Raw genomic sequence first — 20135 nt, 5'->3', positions numbered from 1 at the left:
ATTTATAGCGTTGAACTCAAAAATTAATTGGGTGGGTTAAAGTTGAATAATCCTCATACAACATAGAGATAGAATAACACTTCAATCTTTTGGTAAAGCGGGTATACTTTTTCAACTTTAACGATTTAGCAATTAGTAAGCTCCGCGAGGAACTCTGCGCGCATGAATTTAGACGTAACACCGATTATTACATCACTGCTTGATACTGATGCTTATAAGCTTCACATGCAACAAGCTGTTTTTCACCAATACAACCAAGTCCCTGTTGTTGCTGAATTTCGCTGTCGTAGCAGTGATATTTTAGGTGGTTATGCCAACGAGATTAGACAGCAAGTTCAATTAATGGCTCAGCTTTCTCTCTCGGATGACGAATTTGGCTATTTACGTACTTTGCCATTTTTCACCGATGATTATCTCGCATGGCTAAAAACATTCCGTTTTAATCCCGATCAGGTGGTAATCAGTGTTGCTAATGATGGGCAACTTGCTATCCGCATTCATGGTCCATGGCGTGAAGTGATTATGTGGGAAGTTCCTCTTCTTGCATTGGTCAGTGAAATCGCCCAAAGAGATAGACACCCTACAATTTCCAGCCAAGATGCTGTGAATCAGTTGCGTAAATTACTAGCACTGTTTTATCAGGAAGCTTCAGGGCATCACCTCGATCTTTCAGGCTTTAAGCTAATGGATTTTGGTACGCGTCGCCGTTTCTCTTATGAAGTGCAATCCGCTATTGTTGCCATGCTTAAGCAAGAGTTTCCGTACTTAGTTGGTACCAGCAACTACAAGCTGGCGAGAGAACTTGACTTATCCCCTGTAGGCACGCAAGCCCATGAGTGGTTCCAAGCGCATCAGCAAATCAGCCCAGAACTTGCCAATAGCCAACGTGAAGCGCTACAAAGTTGGTTAGATGAATATCCAAATCATCTTGGCATCGCACTAACCGACTGTATTACGATGGATGCATTCTTACGGGATTTTGATGGCGAATTTGCAAAACGCTATCAAGGACTGCGCCATGATTCTGGGGATCCTATCGAGTGGGGAGAAAAAGCGATTGCTCACTACCAAAAACTCGGCATTGACCCACACACGAAAACATTAGTGTTTTCTGACAATTTGGATCTACAAAAAGCATTAGAATTATATCGCTATTTCCATCAGCAAATTAATCTGGTATTTGGTATTGGCACCAGACTGACCTGCAATATTCCCAATGTGGTCCCGCTTAATATCGTGATTAAGCTGGTGGAGTGTAATGGTAAGCCCGTTGCTAAATTATCGGATAGCCCCGGTAAAACCATCTGTGAAGATGATGAATTTGTTAATCAGCTACGCAAAGCTTTTGACCTTCCTAAAATGGAAAAAGCCTGCTAAAACCAAATTAATAGCCCGATAACGATTTTTTACTTGTTTCCTGTCGAATGGCAAGTAACATAGCAGATTACCCCTGAAATATGGGATTTCGGAACCGATGTCGGGTTTACTGGTTTTATTCCTATAATGGCACGTCACTATTGACGATACTAAAGCAGTAAACCCCGTCATCTCATCTTGTTAACATTATTTAAAAGAGAGTAATTTTTATGATCGTTGCGCCTGTAGTCGATGTACTGCAAGGCCGTGTGGCGGTGGGCACTGAAGTCACCGTTCAAGGCTGGGTACGTACAAGGAGAGATTCAAAAGCTGGTTTTTCTTTCCTCGCCGTTTATGACGGTTCATGCTTTAACCCATTACAGGCTATCATCAATAATAATTTACCTAATTATAATGACGAAGTCCTGCATTTGACCACTGGCTGCTCTGTTGAAGTTACGGGTGTTGTTGCCGAATCTCAAGGTCAAGGTCAATCTTTTGAACTGCAAGCAACAGCGATTAAAGTGGTTGGCTGGGTTGAAGATCCTGATACTTACCCAATGGCACCAAAACGCCATAGCGTTGAGTTCCTACGTGAAGCTGCTCACTTGCGCCCACGCACTAACTTAATCGGTGCTGTTGCCCGTGTACGTCATACCTTGGCACAAGCTCTGCATCGTTTCTTTGACGAACAAGGCTTCTTCTGGGTATCTACCCCTCTGATCACCGCTTCTGATACTGAAGGTGCGGGTGAAATGTTCCGTGTATCCACGCTGGATTACAACAATTTACCGCGTACCGATAAAGGCGAAGTGGATTTCAGCCAAGATTTCTTTGGTCGCGAAGCGTTCTTGACTGTTTCTGGTCAATTGAACGGTGAAGCTTACGCTACCGCATTAAGCAAAGTGTATACTTTCGGTCCAACTTTCCGCGCGGAAAACTCCAACACCAGCCGTCACTTAGCCGAATTCTGGATGTTAGAACCTGAAGTGGCTTTCGCCAACTTAGATGATATCGCGGGTTTGGCAGAAAAAATGCTGAAATATGCATTTAAAGCGGCATTAACTGAGCGCCGTGATGATTTAGAATTCTTTGCTGAACGTGTCGACAAAGATGTCATTGACCGTCTAGAACGTTTCGTAAATTCTGATTTCGCTCAAGTCGACTATACCGACGCGGTTAAAATCTTAGAAACCTGTGGCCAAAAATTCGAAAACCCAGTTTACTGGGGCGTGGATTTATCTTCGGAGCATGAGCGCTACCTTGCAGAGCAGCACTTTAAAGCGCCGGTAGTAGTTAAAAACTATCCGAAAGATATTAAAGCTTTCTATATGCGCCTTAACGAAGACGGTAAAACCGTTGCCGCCATGGATGTATTAGCGCCAGGTATTGGTGAAATCATCGGTGGTTCACAACGTGAAGAACGCTTGGATATGCTGGATGCACGTTTAGAAGAAATGGGCATGAATAAAGAAGACTATTGGTGGTACCGTGATCTGCGTCGTTACGGCACCGTGCCTCATTCAGGCTTCGGTCTTGGGTTTGAGCGTTTAGTTGCTTATGTCACTGGCGTCGGCAACGTGCGTGAAGTGATTGCATTCCCACGAACCCCAAGAAATGCCTCATTCTAATCGGCTGAGTTTATCGCCTTTATAATATGGCAATCCGTATCGGGTCGATGTTACTGGCCCGATATTATTTATAAGCGGTATAATTTTTGAATAAATAATTTATCACCACACTTTATTTGAGATCTAAATCACATTTTTTCGTTTATAGCTTTATATCTTATGCTTTTAACGACAATCTAGATTCCATCTAAGAATAATCTGCTTTTCTAGCTTTACCACGCTTATTTAGCTGCGCACTTTTTACTCATCGGATAATCATTTAGTTCGAAAAAAGTTCAATTTGTCTTTCAAAAAAGTTCCCTCATTTTTGTAAAAAAAATTAAACTGGTACGATGAGTGGTTATTTTTTGCTCTATTTTTTACATTTTGAAACACCTTGTTACCATTTGTTTCAGAATCTTCGTTTTTGTAGCATTTTGGGGGTAGATAAATTTGTCTACCAATGGAACACTGGACGCCGACTAAAGACGACACTAATCTCTCACAAATAGTTCAAAAGAAATTTATGGATTATTTTTGGCAGTGGCAGGTGTCCGAATAACACCAATGAGGGTAATAATAATGATGAAGCGCAATATTCTTGCAATGGTTATTCCAGCTCTGTTAGCTGCAGGCGCAGCAAACGCAGCAGAAGTATATAACAAAGATGGCAACAAATTAGACGTTTACGGTAAAGTTGACGTACGTCACTACTTCGCTAACTCAGAAAGCGGCGAAGACGGCGACGATTCACGCGTTCGTTTAGGTGTTAAAGGTGACACTCAAATCACTGACCAACTGACTGGTTTTGGTCGTTTCGAGTGGGAAACTAAGACTAACAAAACTGAAGGCAACAACGACAACAAAAACCGTTTAGCTTACGCTGGTCTGAAATTCAAAGACTTCGGTTCAGTTGATTACGGCCGTAACTACGGTGTTGTTTACGACACGAACGCATGGACCGACGTATTCCCATTATGGGGTGCGGACACTATGGCTCAGTCAGACACATTCATGACTCAGCGTAACCGTAACCTGTTAACTTACCGTAACAACAATATGTTCGGTTATGTTGATGGCCTGAGCTTTGCCCTGCAATACCAAGGCAAAAACACTGATTCTAACAAATCAGGTACTGCTAAGCAGGACGAAACTACTGGTGACTGGAGCAACGGTTACAAAGACAACGGTGACGGTTACGGTTTCTCTACCGCTTATGACTTAGGCTGGGGCGTAACTCTGGGTGGTGGTTATTCTAACTCTGCTCGTACTGAAGCTCAAAAATACGGTAACTCTGCAGCAGACGGTAAACGTGCTGAAGCATGGAACGTTGGTGCGAAATTTGACGCTAACAACGTTTACTTAGCAGCTATGTATGGTCAAACACTGAACACAACTCACTTTGGTTCAGATCACGACATCGCTAACAAAACTGAAAACGTTGAGTTAGTAGCTCAATACCTGTTTGACTTTGGTCTGAAACCATCTATTGGTTATAACCAATCTAAAGGTAAATCTTTAGGTCAAACTATCAATGGTAAAGACTACGATAACCAAGATTTAGTTAAATATATCTCTGTTGGTTCTTACTACTACTTCAACAAAAACATGTCTGCAGTTGTTGATTACAAAATCAACCTGCTGAAAGACAACGACTTCACCAACGAAAATGGTCTGATGACAGACAACGTAGTTGGTCTGGGTCTGGTTTACCAATTCTAATTATCCGTTAACGGATAATCTGAAAGCAGTAAACAATGTTTTTGAAAGGCAGCGCTTCGGCGCTGCTTTTTTTATTGCTATAAATTATTGTTATAAATCACCTTACTTTCTGAATTTATTGGTCTAAGTTACTGGCTTACCTTCAATTTATGGTTAAATTTAAGGTAATTAGTGCCTAGCTCACAAGATCACACCAATGTTTAGCAAAACGATTGGCAAAAACGCTTTCCCACGTTAATCTGATGACTCGACATTATCCGTTGCACCTCTTTTCAGCTAAACCACAGAGTTTTGGAATCGACAATATGTTTGAGAAAATCATTTCTGCCCCAGCTGACCCTATCCTCGGTCTTGCTGATACTTTCCGTGCTGATCCTCGCGATAACAAAATTAACCTCGGTATCGGTGTCTACAAAGACGAATCGGGTAAAACCCCAGTTCTCGATACGGTCAAAAAAGCCGAAAAATTCCTGCTAGAAAACGAAAATACCAAAAACTACCTGGCGATTAGCGGAATGCCGGAGTTTGGTCGTGTTACTCAAGAACTGCTGTTCGGCGCTAATCATGAAATCGTGACGTCTAAACGCGCGCGTACCGCACAAGCACCCGGTGGTACCGGTGCCCTGCGTATTGCAGCCGACTTTATTGCAAAACAAACTAACGCTAAGCGTGTTTGGATCAGTAACCCAACATGGCCTAACCATAAAAATATTTTTGAAGCTGCTGGTCTAGAAGTTCTGACCTACAACTATTACGATGCTGCAAACCATGACATGGATTTTGATGGCATGCTCAACAGCTTGTCATCTGCGGTTGCAGGGGATGTGATCGTCCTGCATGGCTGCTGCCATAACCCAACCGGTATCGACCCAACACCTGAACAGTGGACTAAGCTGTCCCAACTGTGTGCGGAAAAAGGCTTACTGCCGGTTTTCGATTTTGCCTACCAAGGTTTTGCCAAAGGTTTAGATGAAGATGCTGAAGGCTTACGTATCTTCACCAAAAATAACCCAGAAATGATTGTGGCTAGCTCATTCTCTAAAAACTTCGGTTTATACAATGAGCGCGTCGGCGCTTGTACCATCATTGCTAAAGACAGTGATAATGCAGAGCGTGCATTTAGCCAAGCTAAAGCCGTTATTCGTGCGAACTACTCTAACCCACCAGCACACGGTGCTGCGGTTGTCACAACAATTCTGTCTGATGAAGCGTTGAAAGCTGAGTGGATTCAAGAACTGACTGCAATGCGTGAACGTATTAAACGTATGCGCCAGCTACTCGTTAAAACATTGGAAGAAAAAGGCGCTAAACAGGACTTTGCGTTCATTATTAACCAAAATGGTATGTTCTCCTTCAGTGGACTGACTAAAGAGCAGGTAGAGCGTCTACGTAGCGAATTTGGTATCTATGCGGTTAGCTCCGGACGCATTAACGTAGCGGGCTTGACGCTGGAAAACATGGTTCCATTGTGTGATGCCATCGTAAAAGTGCTATAAACACATAAATTATTTTATACGTATAACTAAAAACACCCCATAAGGGGTGTTTTTTATATCTATAGGCTATTCACGTTATTTAAAAAACGCTGAGCATGAGGAATTGCTCCCCAACAATTTTGTTTATACTCAGACGCAGAGGAAGGGTCATAGCTATTTTCATGTTCAATACGTTGTTCAACTAACAGTTGGACTAATAGGTTAAATGTATTATTTGCCTCAGAGGTGGAAAAAGCAGCATGATTATTGATATGTTTCACATCTAAAAGGCTGGTGACATTCATTGGACTGTCTTTAAACATAATCGATACAGTTCGCCCTTTTTCAGATTTAAAGGTCATTTTAGATAAACCTTCAGATACTTTTTCATACTCCGCATCTTGTTTGAAGTTAATTAATATCACTTGGTTCACACCATAGTAATCCTCAATAGCTACATTCCCCTCGGAGTTTCCATCGATAATGTAAAGGTCATTCCCTATTCCTCCCATTAATCTATCACTGCCATGAGTGGAAATAAGGACATCTTGTCCTTTCCCTCCTTGTACAATATCATTTCCCTGACCACCCCATATAACATTTTCCCCCCCAGACACAAATAGTAAATCATTTCCCCGTCCTCCTTTGATAATACGCCCCTGTTTACTTTGGTCACTGATCCTGTCAGATCCATCTTGCGCATTGATAAACCATTGTCCTCTAGGGGTATTAGTCGTGAGGTTTAAAATATTTGCTCGTGGTGTTACATTTATAGGTTTTAGTATATCTTTCTGCACAATATATAACTCATTAGCGGGCTTCCAATCATCCGCTAAGCCTAATTTTTGTGCAGTAGTGAGTTTATTGGCGAAATGTTGTGCCAATGACTCAAATCCATTATCTAATACAGCTTGAAAGGCTTCCGGAGGTTCATCGAGTAAATGAACTTTCACCGAACTATCACGGCCCTCTTTAGGTTGCTTAATCTGTACAAAATGTCCACTATTCGACAAATAAATATGGTAAGTATGCCCATCATCATCGGTTTTAATTAGAAAATGCGCATCAAAATTAAGCAAAAATATTTGATTATTCCCCTGGGTATCATCGATGTAAGTCACGCCTTCTTTATTTCCATCAATGAGATAGTCATCATCGCCAGCGCCACCCATCAAGACATCAGTTCCCTGGTCCGATAGCAATAAATCCCGGCCCTCCCCTCCAGTCAAGAAATCATCCCCCACTCCCCCATAAAGCACATTATGACCTTTTTCTGCTCTAAGGGTATCATCGCCATCGCCACCCAGCAGGACATGGCTCATTGCGCTATTGTCAATAATGGCATCATTCCCGGCTAGACCATCTATCACTCTTTGCTTAGAAATATAGCCATGAGGAATAATAATCTTGTCATTATCGCCGGTAGCTTCATTGACTGTTATTAATGGCGTAATGGTTCCCTGCTCATCATTCCAGTTTATGGTAAATAAATGGCCATGTTTATCTTGGATCAGAACTGCATTACGTGTTTTTTCATTAACCTGATTAAATCGAATAGCTAACTGTGTCTGTAAAAATCGATCTTTTAATATCAGCCGAGAACCTTTCATTTTTAATTGATAACCATTCACCACCGGCAACAATAAAATGACTTTATCTTGATCGGTGTATTGGTGATGAACTTCTGAGAAATCAAAAATAATATCTCCATGCTCATAATCTAATTCACTAATTTGATAGGCATCTTGTCCTAAACTCACCTTTATTTGGCTACCCGACTTAACATGAGAAACAATGTTATTTTTTTCATTACCTCTATAGGTTAAATTCGTTGCTGCCCCCATGGGCAATAACGTTCCCCATGACGGAGAAACATAGATTTGTTTTCCATCAATGATTAATTCTCCTTTGGCCTCATCAATCAAAAGAGTTTTGTTATCTGAACTATGGAGCTGATCATTAACTTGCAAATAATGAATATTGAATAACTTATCACGATAAACAGACGGAGTTTCTATCGCTAAATGGCTCAATTCGCTCGTTAAAATAAACCCATCATGTGTACGTAAGTGATAGTGATGCCGAGCTTCTCGACCTTTTGACGTTGAGCGGTAAATATTTTTTAATTCCAGCGTAACTTGGCTATGAATATTAGTGAAAACGTATCCATCGATTTTTTCTGCCGGTAACTGGATTTTTATATATAAGTGGTTTCCCTCAACATACACATCATGTATTTCTTTTAACGAGTAATTTAGGCTCACAATGCTGGATGAATCTGTCGTTTCATCAATCGTGATCATTGCGTTATAATGCTTCTCATTTTTTAAATACTTAGATTTAACCGCGTTTTTCCTATCAATAGCTTTTGTCTGACGATTAAACTTATATCTTGTATAATATAAGTCATCAACATTCTGAGCCCAGACAAAACGTCTAATCTGATAACTGTCGCTACCATTTCCTCCATTAGCATAGCCTTGGGTCAAAATAAGCTTATCGTCACCGTCGTGACCATATAGAGTATCTATCCCTAACCCACCATCTAAAATATTATGATTTTCATCGCCTTGTACTTCATCATTAGTGTTTCCACGAACGACTATATGCTCAATACTATTTAAGTGTGCAACATAAATAGTCTCCTGATGATCCTCTCGTTGATAACTTATCTGGTTCTCATTTAAATTAACTTTGGCACGATATTCATCAGGTAAGTTATCAATAATTAACGTATCATTGCCTTGCTGACCATCCAAAAACTTTGTGGGTTCATTTCCTCGATAACGTAAAGATGCAAGACTGTTATCCCGCAAATAAAAATAATCATCATGCTCACCACCCGCAAAATACTTTTCTCCTGACAAAATTAGGAATGCATTTTTACGATTCTGGAAACCAATAATCAGATCATTTCCAGTGGCGCTATTAAAACTGCTCCCGCGGCTATCCCTATCATTCAAATACCAACTAATTTTTCTTTTATCATCAACTAAATGCTTGCTATCACGCTGATAACTACCCGAAAAAATTGTTTGCCCTAAAGGTCCAAATTTAGTTTTTTTAGAAAAAAAACTCAATTGCTCAGGATTGGAGCGTCCTAATTGCTCTTCAATAGGCAACTTTAAATCTGTATCTTGAATCTGATGCCTATTTTTAAATTGTGCCAACAATGGGTTTGAATAGCCGGGATTAAACGAATATCGTTCATCCGATGATTCGCTACCAACACGTTTTAGCTCAAAAGTTTCTTTCAATTCTTTTTTATATGGCGATACATATCCATGACTACCTTGACCTTTACGCCCCGCTTTTCCATCATAAGTTAATATATAGGAATTCAATAATAAGTTAGCATCTTGTAATGTATATGATGGAGCCCCTCGTTTGGTAAGGCGCATCTCTCCAGTGTATAGTCCAGTTTTTACATAACCAAGTGTTCCACCAAAATAATCACCTTGATTATCCACTAAATAATAACGATCGATTTCCTGATAAGTAGGCTTGTCAATAACACTGAGATGATGGTCAAAACCTACATGACGTAATGATTGTTCAAAATGATGAAGGTCAATATCCCAATCAGAATGCTTGAATGAATCAATGTATCGCTTAATAATGATTTCTTGTTGAGTTCGTTGAGTCGGATCTAAACCTAATGCTCCGCGGATACCTTCTTCTAGCTCACGGTCCCAACTAATATCAATATCTGCCTTAATATTTTCAACTGCACGCCGTCCGTTATAAATCCAGCCACCCACAATTAAAAGACCACCTACAACCAAACCGACAACAGGAATAGTAGATGAAGAGACCAAAACACCAACAACAGTCACCCCATTGATAACAAAACTCGCAATAGAGAAAGAGGCATTCACAATCAAATCTTGGCGCTGCTTTGGATCGGTCACACTATCTAGCTTAGATAAATTATCATATGCTTGATAGGCATCAATACCCATACCAACTAGGTTAAATACAACAACGACCCCTGAAGCAATTCGACTTTTGGTTAATGAAGAGGCACTATTATTGCTAGCTATTTTCAACAAAATGGGCTGCAAAATCATATCGCCGTAATTGAAAAATGCGGAGCCACAGGAGATATAAAGCTGTTTTTCTAATTCAGCATACTCTTCTGCCGTTAAATCAGGGTTGTTGAGTTTATTCAAGAGGCTGGAAATACTGATTAATGCTTGAGTCATTCCAGCCCCCCCCATCGTTTGACCTGCACGAGATCCAATACGCTGAAATAACGATAATTTTTTCCCTGTTGTATTTAAGTCAACTACTAATGCAGGTAACCGTTGTGTATCATTAATATCCGGAGCTGCTTCAATTATTTTAATTTGTTTTTTGTAAACAGCGCTCGTCGTAAAATCTATCTCATTATCAATAATCGGATTATTATCATGCTTGGCACGATAAATTATTTTTAATAACGCATGGTCTGACTGACTGCCCTCAAGCATCGCCAATTCAAGTGATAATTTATTGCCATTAATACGAGCATTTGCATCCCAGCCTATTTGTTTCGTATGTGCTAAAGTAATCGCTTCTCCATCAACGGTTACCCCTAAATTTTGTAATCTTGCTAATGCAATTTTTTCACCATAGAATGTCACCCAGCAGTTGGCTGGTGACGTGGTTTCTATTTGCTGAGCAATAATATTTCGTTGAGACGCTAAATCACCGAATAGTTTTCTATCACGAATATCGACATATTCTAGGTCGGCTCTAAAATGGCCTTTTTCATCTTTATTCAACCCCGCATGCTGCCCACGAATTATTTTCTTACCGTCGTCTAGCATGATCTCTTCATTGAAATAATCTCGTATTAACTGAAAGAAACTTTTTTTAGCCATGTAATGGTCACTAAGTGACACACTAACCTGCAGGCCATTAGGATCAAATAAACTGTATTGTTTAAGTCCATTTTTTGTAATTTGACTAATCGTGAAAGTGGTATTTTTCCCTTTGATAAACAATAGGCTATCGTTATCATTATGATAATAGGTATTACTTGTCGATAGCGTATCTAAAATAGATTGATCCGCCGATAAAATTCCTTTCTTTGAATAGCGATTTTCCACTTCAGAGATGTAATGCTGAATTTGATGTAATGCTTCAGCTTCCGTGGTAGAAAGTGTTCCTTGCTGCTGTTTTTGTAAGAACTCAGCACGTAGTTCAACTAAATCACGAGCTTGATCAACACCAAATAACTGGTGTTCTATACTTAGAATCAATCCTATATTTTGATCAAATGTCGAGGAATAACCACTATTCCTTATCCAGCCATGATGAAATAGGCTGATTTGTCTACCATCAGGTTGATTATTTTGCTGATTGAGCAGCTGTCTAAATTGTTGATGTTTTTGCCGTTGACCATCACGATATATCTGCAATACCTGCGCTAAAGTTAAGTTTTTTAAACCGCTTTCCTCAATGTTGTCTATATGAAGGCTGCTAAGCATTAATAGTTCATCATTAAGCCGTGTATACGCATTAGCATTTGTCACTAATGCGATAATTTCGCTACGATTAACCCCATATATTGAAGGATATAACACTTTTAATTGCGCAATAGAGCGCTCACTTAAATGATTTATCATCGTTGGGTCATGATGTAAGCCTTGCAAAATTATTCTGAGATCCGCAGCTTGTCCTTGTAGTGAAGCTGCTCGTGGTAATTCAAACAACGCATCAAAATGTGCTTTATTTTCTGTTAGTTCATAGGAAAGATAACGATTTATTTCCATATTGAGCAATGGATCATTAACTACAATTTTTATTTTATTAACATCTATCTCCCCAGTATCATCCATAAAATATGTCTCCATATAAGGATGCTCAGTGAGCTGAATTCTATTCACATCAATTTCTTTTAACGCAATGCGCTCGAGTAAAGATTGCACCTTTTGATGATTAGTTTGGCTAAGCACTGAGCTATCTGAATTGATAAAGGGCCTATTATTAGTGGGTACAACGGTTTCACGGGTAAACTGGGTTATGACCGAAGCATTCACGCCATGCTGCTTTAAATGAGCAGATAAATCTGCTGCAAACTGATGGTGTTCAGCACTTGTTGTGAGCATGTGAGGGCCAATAGAATGGAAGAAAATACTCTCAGGTGATATCACAGGGTATTTTTGTTTTACCGCAACCAACCCTGCTAATAAATTTTGTGTTGGCTTTCTAATAACCTCAGAATCCCCAATAACCGTCCATTTTACGGGCTTTTGGCTTTCAATTAACGAAGGTATCTCTGACTCACCATATTCAATAGTCCACTTTTTATTATCGATATCCATCTGGAAAATAATGGTGTTTTTTGCATTCTTTGCGGCTATCTGTTCTGCAACTTGCCTCCCTTTAGGACTACCAACCACTCGAATAACAACAGATACCGAATTATCCTCTGGCATGACATTAGCTGCTGCAATCTGCTGGATATTAGTGCTGTTCACCATTTTCCATATTGGAATAGATTTCATACCAAGTTCATTGAGTCTCGTAGAAAAATCTCGATGAAAACTATTAGGCAAAATACCTTGATATCGTTTTAATTCACTGACGAATAACTCATACGCCTTCGGGTTATAAGCCACTTTCTTGATCAAATCAAAATCGAGCTGTCGTGTACCTAAATCTCTAAATGCTCCTAGCGGGTCAAGCTCAAGGCTATTATTTAACTGTGATAATGTAATTTCACCACGGCGTAGTTCATTGATGAAATATAATGTCGATGAACTTTTATTAATTCTAACTTGCTGGGTATCAACATTAAATTGATAGATAAATTTATAACCTTTAGTACCTACAGAATCATTGCTACTTCCATCAGCCTTAACAAATTTATTTCCTAAATAAATATTTTTAAGTAGGCGATTATAAGCTGTAATCGGCATATTCAAGTTATGCTCAGATAATGCTGCGGTTGCTCTCAGAGCAAAATTTTCATTGATTCCACCACGCCCTAAATTACATCCCATTAATACCAATTTTGATGGTTGATTATTATTTAAGACTTTCTTTTGTAAATAACGAATCGAATCAGAAAATTGTCTAGCATTCACATCAGCATATAATGTAGGCTGATTACTCCCTAGATAACTCCCATGACCAACCGTTATCCACCTTACTTTCCCTGAATCTAATCTGGAAATATCTCCGTGCAAAATTTTATATTGTTTCGTTTTCAAATTGAACTGAATGACCATCGAGTCATCTGGGTGCTTCGAAAATGCATTTGCCGCCGCATTTGTTGATGCATTATCCCCTTCAAGTTGAATGATCACATTGTAACCATATTCTGTAGGCTTTATAGTTCTTGATATTTCAGCATCCAGCTCCTTAGCAAGACGATATTTCAACATTGGGTCTAACCAGGTATCAATAGAGTCGGTTGCTATGGATGATTCCCCTGACAATAAAAACACATTATGTTGTTTTATTTCATCCAAATAGACATCATCAAATCCCTCGTCTAATTGAGATATTGGTTTACCGAGAATATTTTCCATTTCGTTATCATAAGCTCGGTTACTTTTCCTAATTCCTTCATATCCAAAACCATCATTCAACTCATTAGCAAGACTTTTCTTTCTTGCTATTTCAATACGCCCCTCAATAAAGCTTTCTGATATTTTTCTTTTAGGATCAAAATACTGTCCATTATCACCTTCATTCCATATTTTATTTAAGGGAGCCCGATAGCCTTGATTAATTAACAACTGTTGAAAATTAGATAGTTGCTCTGCATTATTGATAATAATAGCGCCTTGCGCGTTCATCTGAAAATAAGTGGAAATAGATTCAGATGCCCCTGTCAATGCATTTCTACCTTTCAATTTTTCAGGAAGGAAAAAAGTAATAGGAAAATTGTCGTGCATCACACTCGCAGGGTTCGCATCGTCTGCACCATGATGAATTAATTCCATACCATCTGTCCGACCAAGCCTTCGATTTAGCTTATTTTTTATTTCTTTAATTTTGCTATTTGTAATGCCATTATCTCGCCCCTCTTGTTTATTATATTCCGCTTCATTTTCATATAACGCTTTCTGATATACCGTTAATTCATCATAATTAATACCACTCTTCCATTCTGCCCAGCTTGGCATTTCCGTCACTTTGGCATAGTGTTCTAATTCCGAAATCGGAAAAATAATACTAAAAAGATCATAATCAGCCGTCATCGATTTTCCTGTTTTAGGATCACCAATAACATAGAATGGCTTTATTTCTCCCTCTTCCTGATGATAAAGTTGCCAAAAATCACCCTCACCATGAGACGATTTTTTTAGATAAAAAACAATCTCTTTCCCATCAAGTAATGATATTACTTCACTATAACCAAGCTCATTCATACCTCTTGAAGGCAAAATAGCTTTATGCTGTAAAAGCTCATTTACTCGTTCTGAAGAAATTTCAAGCACAACGGAAATAGCACTTCCTTCGTTAAGAGATTTTTGGATATATTGGTTGTACTTATCAACATCTTCCCTAGCTGATTTCTTAGCAAACTTTTGAGAAATAGGAATAAAGCCTGCATGAGGCCCCCAATCAGAACTTTTTCCTTTGATAGCTAAACCTTTGCTACTGTAATATCCTGACTCTATTAAATTTCTAGACTTCAGGTCAACAGGACGAATACCAATAATAATATTTTCGTCATTGGCAACCTGATTGATGGAATGTTGATGAGATACGGGAATCCCAGAAATAATCGAAGGTTTCGTGTCTGTTAGTGGCTTTAAATGTAAATTAACACTATCATAATCCTTGCTAACTAAATCTATATTATTTTCCTTTCGTGAAACATTATTTAATGTGCTAACATCAAAGTTTTTACCAACAGAATAAACTTTACTACCACTTTGTGAAATCACAATATCACCTGATAACGTTGATAGTGAATCTAAATTTGCATTGATGGTTGAAGTTAATTCTGTTATATCAAGTATATCAGTATAAATATATTTAGAGTTATTTTTTAAACTCAGTTTAACCTTAACAAATTCACTATCGAAAAATAATTCTTTATATTTTAATTTATTCTCCCTATTTTCATCCAAATAAATATTTTTTCCTTCTTCAGTAAACAGTAACGTTTCTGTCATATGAAGATCATTAACATTAATATCTTTTAATGGTTTCTTTGTAGACTCTAAGAGATCAAATTGGGTAAAATTAATCAAGAAATCATTATCTTTCTTTTTAAAAAGATAGAATTTCGATTGCTGGCTAACATATTTATGAAGAAATTCACTAAAATCGTTTTTTTTATGATTTTTTATTATACCTATATTAGGATCGAAAAATAGATAATCCCATGACTTAGTATCCGTGTTATATTTTACAGATATTGCCATTGCGTGATTAGGACTTGAAAATTCAAACAATAACTGTTCACGACTTGTTTTGATGTGGTTATTTATCTTATCAATAAATTTATTTACTGTTATTTCTGTTCTAGCACTTGTTCTATCAAGATAGCTATGATAATAATCATTAAGTTTAACTCCATTATTTGAATTAAATTTTTCTTGCTGATGATAATTATCCCATTGAATACTTTTAGATATCATTTCTCTGAAAAAATTTGCATCATCGAGAGTAAAGTCATTATTTTGTAAGTTATCTCTATTATTAAATTTTTTATAGAATGAAATAAACCAAGGATCTGATAATAATTCAGCACCTTTTCCACTCTCAAAAAAAACAGAGTCTTTACTAAGTGCACTATAAAAATCATTAATTTTTATTCTTTGTAACTCGTACATATAATCGACATATTTCTTAGCGATCTGATTTTTTCGATAATAAATTTTATATGCTACTTTATTCTTATCTATTGATTTACTCATATAATTTATTAATGAATCCCCTTCAATGGGATAATCAAAACCTTTACTTAATAAGTCTCCTTCAATTCCTGAATTAATTTCAATACCTTGAGTAAATATTACATCTCTCATTGATTCATTAAGTAATAAAGAAGCATGTATTTTTAAGGCTTTATTTTTTACTTTACTAATGTGACTTTCATTTTCAGAATCACTATTAATTATTGACAGAAAATCATTCATTTTATGAAAATATTTTTCATTTTGATCTATCGTACTGTAGGCTAAAAAAGCATAAGAAAATCCATAACAATAACCGCCTGAATTTGAATAATTTATACCATTTACTGTTGTCATTTTATTTAAAATTTTCACATTGTTTTTTTTAAAAAAAAATTTTATCCATTTATTTCTATAATCATTAGAATAATCAATAAATTCTTTCTGAATAAATTTTACGGCGAGATGATTCTTTTTCATAAATATCCTTATTAAAATGAAAATAATGATTCATTACATGATTTGATTACAATTAAAATTTAAATCATATTTAAAATATCAAACGTATCAAATTTTGTCAGATAAATAGTATAAAATTAAGACGGACTTTAGCGTCAATTCTGATTAGTTTTTTTGATAACTATAAAAAAACCCCTAGTTGGGGTTTTAATTGAAATAAAATGTCAACATCGATGGGATAATCACCAAACTGGCAATTCATCCTGCAAGAAAGGATTACTAATGCGTTCATGCCCTAATGTAGACATGGGACCATGACCCGGAATGAATTGATATTCGTCGCCGAGTGGCAATAGTTTATTTTTGATGGAGGAAATTAAATCCTGATGGTTTCCACGCGGAAAATCACTACGACCAACCCCACCTTTGAAGAGCACATCCCCCATAGAGATCAATTTATCCCCATGGTTCACAAAGACAATGTGACCAGGCGTATGGCCAGGGCAATGGAGAACATCAAATTTAATGTTGCCACAAGAAACACTATCCCCTTCTTCCAACCAATGGTCGGGCGTGAAGTCTGGGCAGTCTCCAATATTAAACATCGCATTTTGCTGAGCAAGATTTTCAATCCAGAAAGCATCTTCTTTTTGTGGACCATAAATAGGCACACCGAAATGCTTCGCGAGAGGTGCTGAGGCACCAATATGGTCAGAATGACCATGGGTAAGTAGAATTTTAGTTAACGTTAATCCGAGGGATTCAATCGCGTTAATGAGCTTTTCAGCTTCACCGCCGGGATCAACGATAACCGCTTCCATTGAATTGTCATCCCAAATAATATGGCAGTTTTGCATAAATGGCGTTACTGGGATAATAGTGTATTTCATCGAACAATTACTCCGTAATCTGTGTCACCTATACACAGATTACCATGTTCTGACGGGTCCTGTATCAATATGAATAAAATTGCTCTTCGGATAATAACCGACACCGCCTGCACTCATTTTTAGCGCAGCCTTACGTACATTACTGAGTTGTAAACCTTCGATATGGAAATCCATCGCTTGACCACGAGTATGGTAGCTTTGTTTTGCCACACCAGAACTCTTACGGCGAAGTTCATTATTGGTTTCTAATGAGCGATAACCTGAAATCAATTGAACAGGTTTATTGATGCCCATCATCATCTGTAATATATAGATTTGGTCAAACAATTTAGGATCGATGGTTTTTACTTTATCGCTACGATGATCACGGAAAAGGTGATTCAAGCGAGCCAGCTCCGATTTGTTATAACGGCGACCATCAAAAAATTCAGTCTTTAAAAATTCTCCAGTATGAATATTCTGGAAACGTAAAATTCTTGGTCGTGGGGTACTCATTGCAGCAAGTACATGATTTGGTAATAGGCTTAAGCCGATAGCAGCAGCACCAATTCCCAACCATTTTCTGCGGTTTTGGTCAATCATATCCATAGGTGATAACTCAGGTGTTAATCAATTCGACAAAAATACATTTCAACCTGATCAGTCTAGCAAATGATATTTGGCTTAAACGTATAATTATGTAAAGAATTGCGTAAATTAAGGAAAATTCATCACATTTATGCAAAAAGGTGAGTGAAATCACTTAAATCAATCTCAATGAGAATAATACAACAATTCGATTACATATATATAAAAGCACAAATTATTCATTTGAAAAATATAATTTATAAGAATTATTTGGAATACTTGTGAAATACAATCTTTATGAGTTCAGGGAACCGAAGTTCCCTGACGAATTAAATCATTAACGTAAAATAGTCTTGATTGCTGGAAGATACTTATCTACATTATCAATGCTACCATCGTATTGATAAATATCTGCACGATATTGCGGCTGCTGATCCTTATCTACCCATGCGGTTTGGTAATAGAGGTAGACTGGGATTCTGTCAGGAATATTCACATAACGTGTTGAACCGTCTTTTAATGCACCATCAATTCGCGTTTGAGCCCAACCTGCATCCCCTAACAAAATAGTGGCTAATTCGCTCGCTTTATTTACACGAACACATCCAGAACTGATTGCTCTAGCATTCTTGTTAAACAAGCTGTGGTTAGGCGTGTCATGCAAATAGATAGCATCCGAACTCGGCATGTTAAATTTATAACGCCCTAAAGAGTTCGTTGGCCCTGGTGCTTGTCTAATTCGGTATGGGAAATTAGCTGGGCTCATATTTTCCCAATCTATGGAATAAGGATCCACTTCATAGGCATCCTGTCCCCATCCAGAATAAACTGTATACCCCTTGCGGCTAAAATAACTCGGATCGACCTTACCTTTTGGCGCGATATCTTTACGCGCTAAACTTGTTGGGACACTCCAAGGTGGGTTAATCACCACATTATTCAGTGCACTGCTCATTATAGGCGTTTTACGATCAGCTCGACCTACAATCACTTTAGAATCTAAAATGATTTCATTATTAAGATAAAAATCTAACGTATAAGCGGGAATATTAACCAAAATACCCGTTCCACTACTTTCAGGAACAATCCGTAATCGTTGAATATTTAATGCCATTAGTCCCGCTTTTTGTTTAGGCTGCATATTCAGCCAAACCCGCGTTCCACGCCCTACAACGCCATCAGCTTCTAAACCATATTGAAGCTGGAATTTTTTTACTGCTTCCACTAACTCGTCGTTATAAACACGAGCATTAGCTGTCACTTTCGCTATTTCTTCTGGTGGTGCAGATGCATCAATGGCTTCACCGATAACGGAAGCATCAAGTAGCCCATCACGCACTAAGATTTCACGCAATGTGATAACATCATCACTTGCCTGCCCCGGTTTTAGGGCTTTCGTGCTCGTGATTTCTAGTGTGTCTTCAGGCAATGTAAGCTGCTTCAGCATTTCTTTACGCATTGGCTGATACATTGTATGTTTCGGAGCTTGCGCTTTAACCCACTCAGCTAATCGATGTTCAGATATTGCATCGAGCCAAGGTTTCATTTGAGATGTTGTCGGTGCAATGATCTTATAAGGGCGGCTGGTATATAGCCAATACTGACCATTAGTATCAATAGCCGCCAGATACTGTAAATAACCCAGCATAGCGTCAGACAAAATTGCATCACGCCCCAGCTCACTCAATTGACTATTTTCTAATAACAGCAACCATTCACTAAACTGCGGCTGAAACCCCGCGAGAGCGAGTTCTGCTAATTGTTGTTGGAATTGACTAATTGCCGTTTCATCTTGCCACAGCAATTTCATCTGATTATCGGCATACACCTTGGCCAGTTGTTCAGAAAATACCAACTTGGTATCAGCAGGTAATGATTCAGTGATTTTTGCCAAGCTGTCTTTTGGCATTACCGTTTTTACCTCATCTGCAATAACTGCTTGAGGTTGTTGAATTTCAATATTGCTTTGCTGCGCATTTTCTTGTTCAGAAAAAGCAGGAAATTGTAGTGCCATCAGCCCACATATTACTGAGACCTGCAGAGCTTTCACTCTTCTCTTTGCCATACATCCACCTTAAGTTACTACAGGAATAACATTATTTTTTATTATAGTGACTATTTGATTATATTTAATTTTGACGAGAATGTTATAGGAATAGACTAATTTTGTCTTTATCGGGAGTGAAGAGCGATTGATTCCGAAATATT

At 38.0% G+C, this 20135-nt stretch carries 8 protein-coding genes; 4 read left to right on the top strand and 4 right to left on the bottom strand.

The genetic code is table 11. From position 1 onward, the window contains the following. Positions 1-162: 162 nt before the first annotated feature. The 4 genes from pncB (at position 163) to PR761_RS05040 (ending at position 6184) form a co-directional block, all read left to right on the top strand. Entirely contained in the window at positions 163-1377 is a 1215-nt protein-coding gene (gene pncB / locus PR761_RS05055) for a nicotinate phosphoribosyltransferase (RefSeq protein WP_006813560.1), read from the top strand. Between the two features lie 209 nt (positions 1378-1586). Further along, on the top strand, positions 1587-2987 hold the full coding sequence (asnS, locus tag PR761_RS05050; RefSeq protein ID WP_006813561.1) for an asparagine--tRNA ligase: 1401 nt from the start codon (positions 1587-1589) through the stop codon (positions 2985-2987). Between the two features lie 561 nt (positions 2988-3548). Next, the gene (locus PR761_RS05045) at positions 3549-4688 is read left to right on the top strand and encodes a porin (protein ID WP_272519337.1); all 1140 of its coding nucleotides are present in this window, start codon (positions 3549-3551) and stop codon (positions 4686-4688) included. A gap of 305 nt (positions 4689-4993) precedes the next feature. Beyond that, the gene (locus PR761_RS05040) at positions 4994-6184 is read left to right on the top strand and encodes an amino acid aminotransferase (protein WP_039854302.1); all 1191 of its coding nucleotides are present in this window, start codon (positions 4994-4996) and stop codon (positions 6182-6184) included. Positions 6185-6243: 59 nt separating this feature from the next. Here PR761_RS05040 and PR761_RS05035 read toward each other — a convergent pair whose 3' ends face one another. From PR761_RS05035 to ldtD, 4 genes are all read right to left on the bottom strand, one after another. Then, entirely contained in the window at positions 6244-16491 is a 10248-nt protein-coding gene (locus PR761_RS05035; RefSeq protein WP_154611239.1) for an anthrax toxin-like adenylyl cyclase domain-containing protein, read from the bottom strand. 221 nt (positions 16492-16712) lie between these two features. Then, positions 16713-17360, bottom strand: coding sequence for an MBL fold metallo-hydrolase (locus PR761_RS05030; RefSeq protein WP_115164123.1), 648 nt, complete (start codon positions 17358-17360; stop codon positions 16713-16715). Positions 17361-17399: 39 nt separating this feature from the next. Then, positions 17400-17948: a YcbK family protein gene (locus PR761_RS05025; RefSeq protein WP_006813567.1), complete on the bottom strand. Its 549-nt coding sequence runs from the start codon at positions 17946-17948 to the stop codon at positions 17400-17402. 316 nt (positions 17949-18264) lie between these two features. Beyond that, positions 18265-19992, bottom strand: a complete 1728-nt coding sequence (gene ldtD / locus PR761_RS05020; protein ID WP_112836473.1) for a L,D-transpeptidase — start codon at positions 19990-19992, stop codon at positions 18265-18267. Positions 19993-20135 lie beyond the last annotated feature (143 nt).

The sequence above is a fragment of the Providencia sp. PROV210 genome (genome assembly GCF_028479445.1).
Classification (GTDB): Bacteria; Pseudomonadota; Gammaproteobacteria; order Enterobacterales; family Enterobacteriaceae; genus Providencia; species Providencia rustigianii.
The sequence above is the reverse complement of the archived record's forward strand: the minus strand, read 5'-3'. Positions and strand labels throughout refer to the sequence as shown.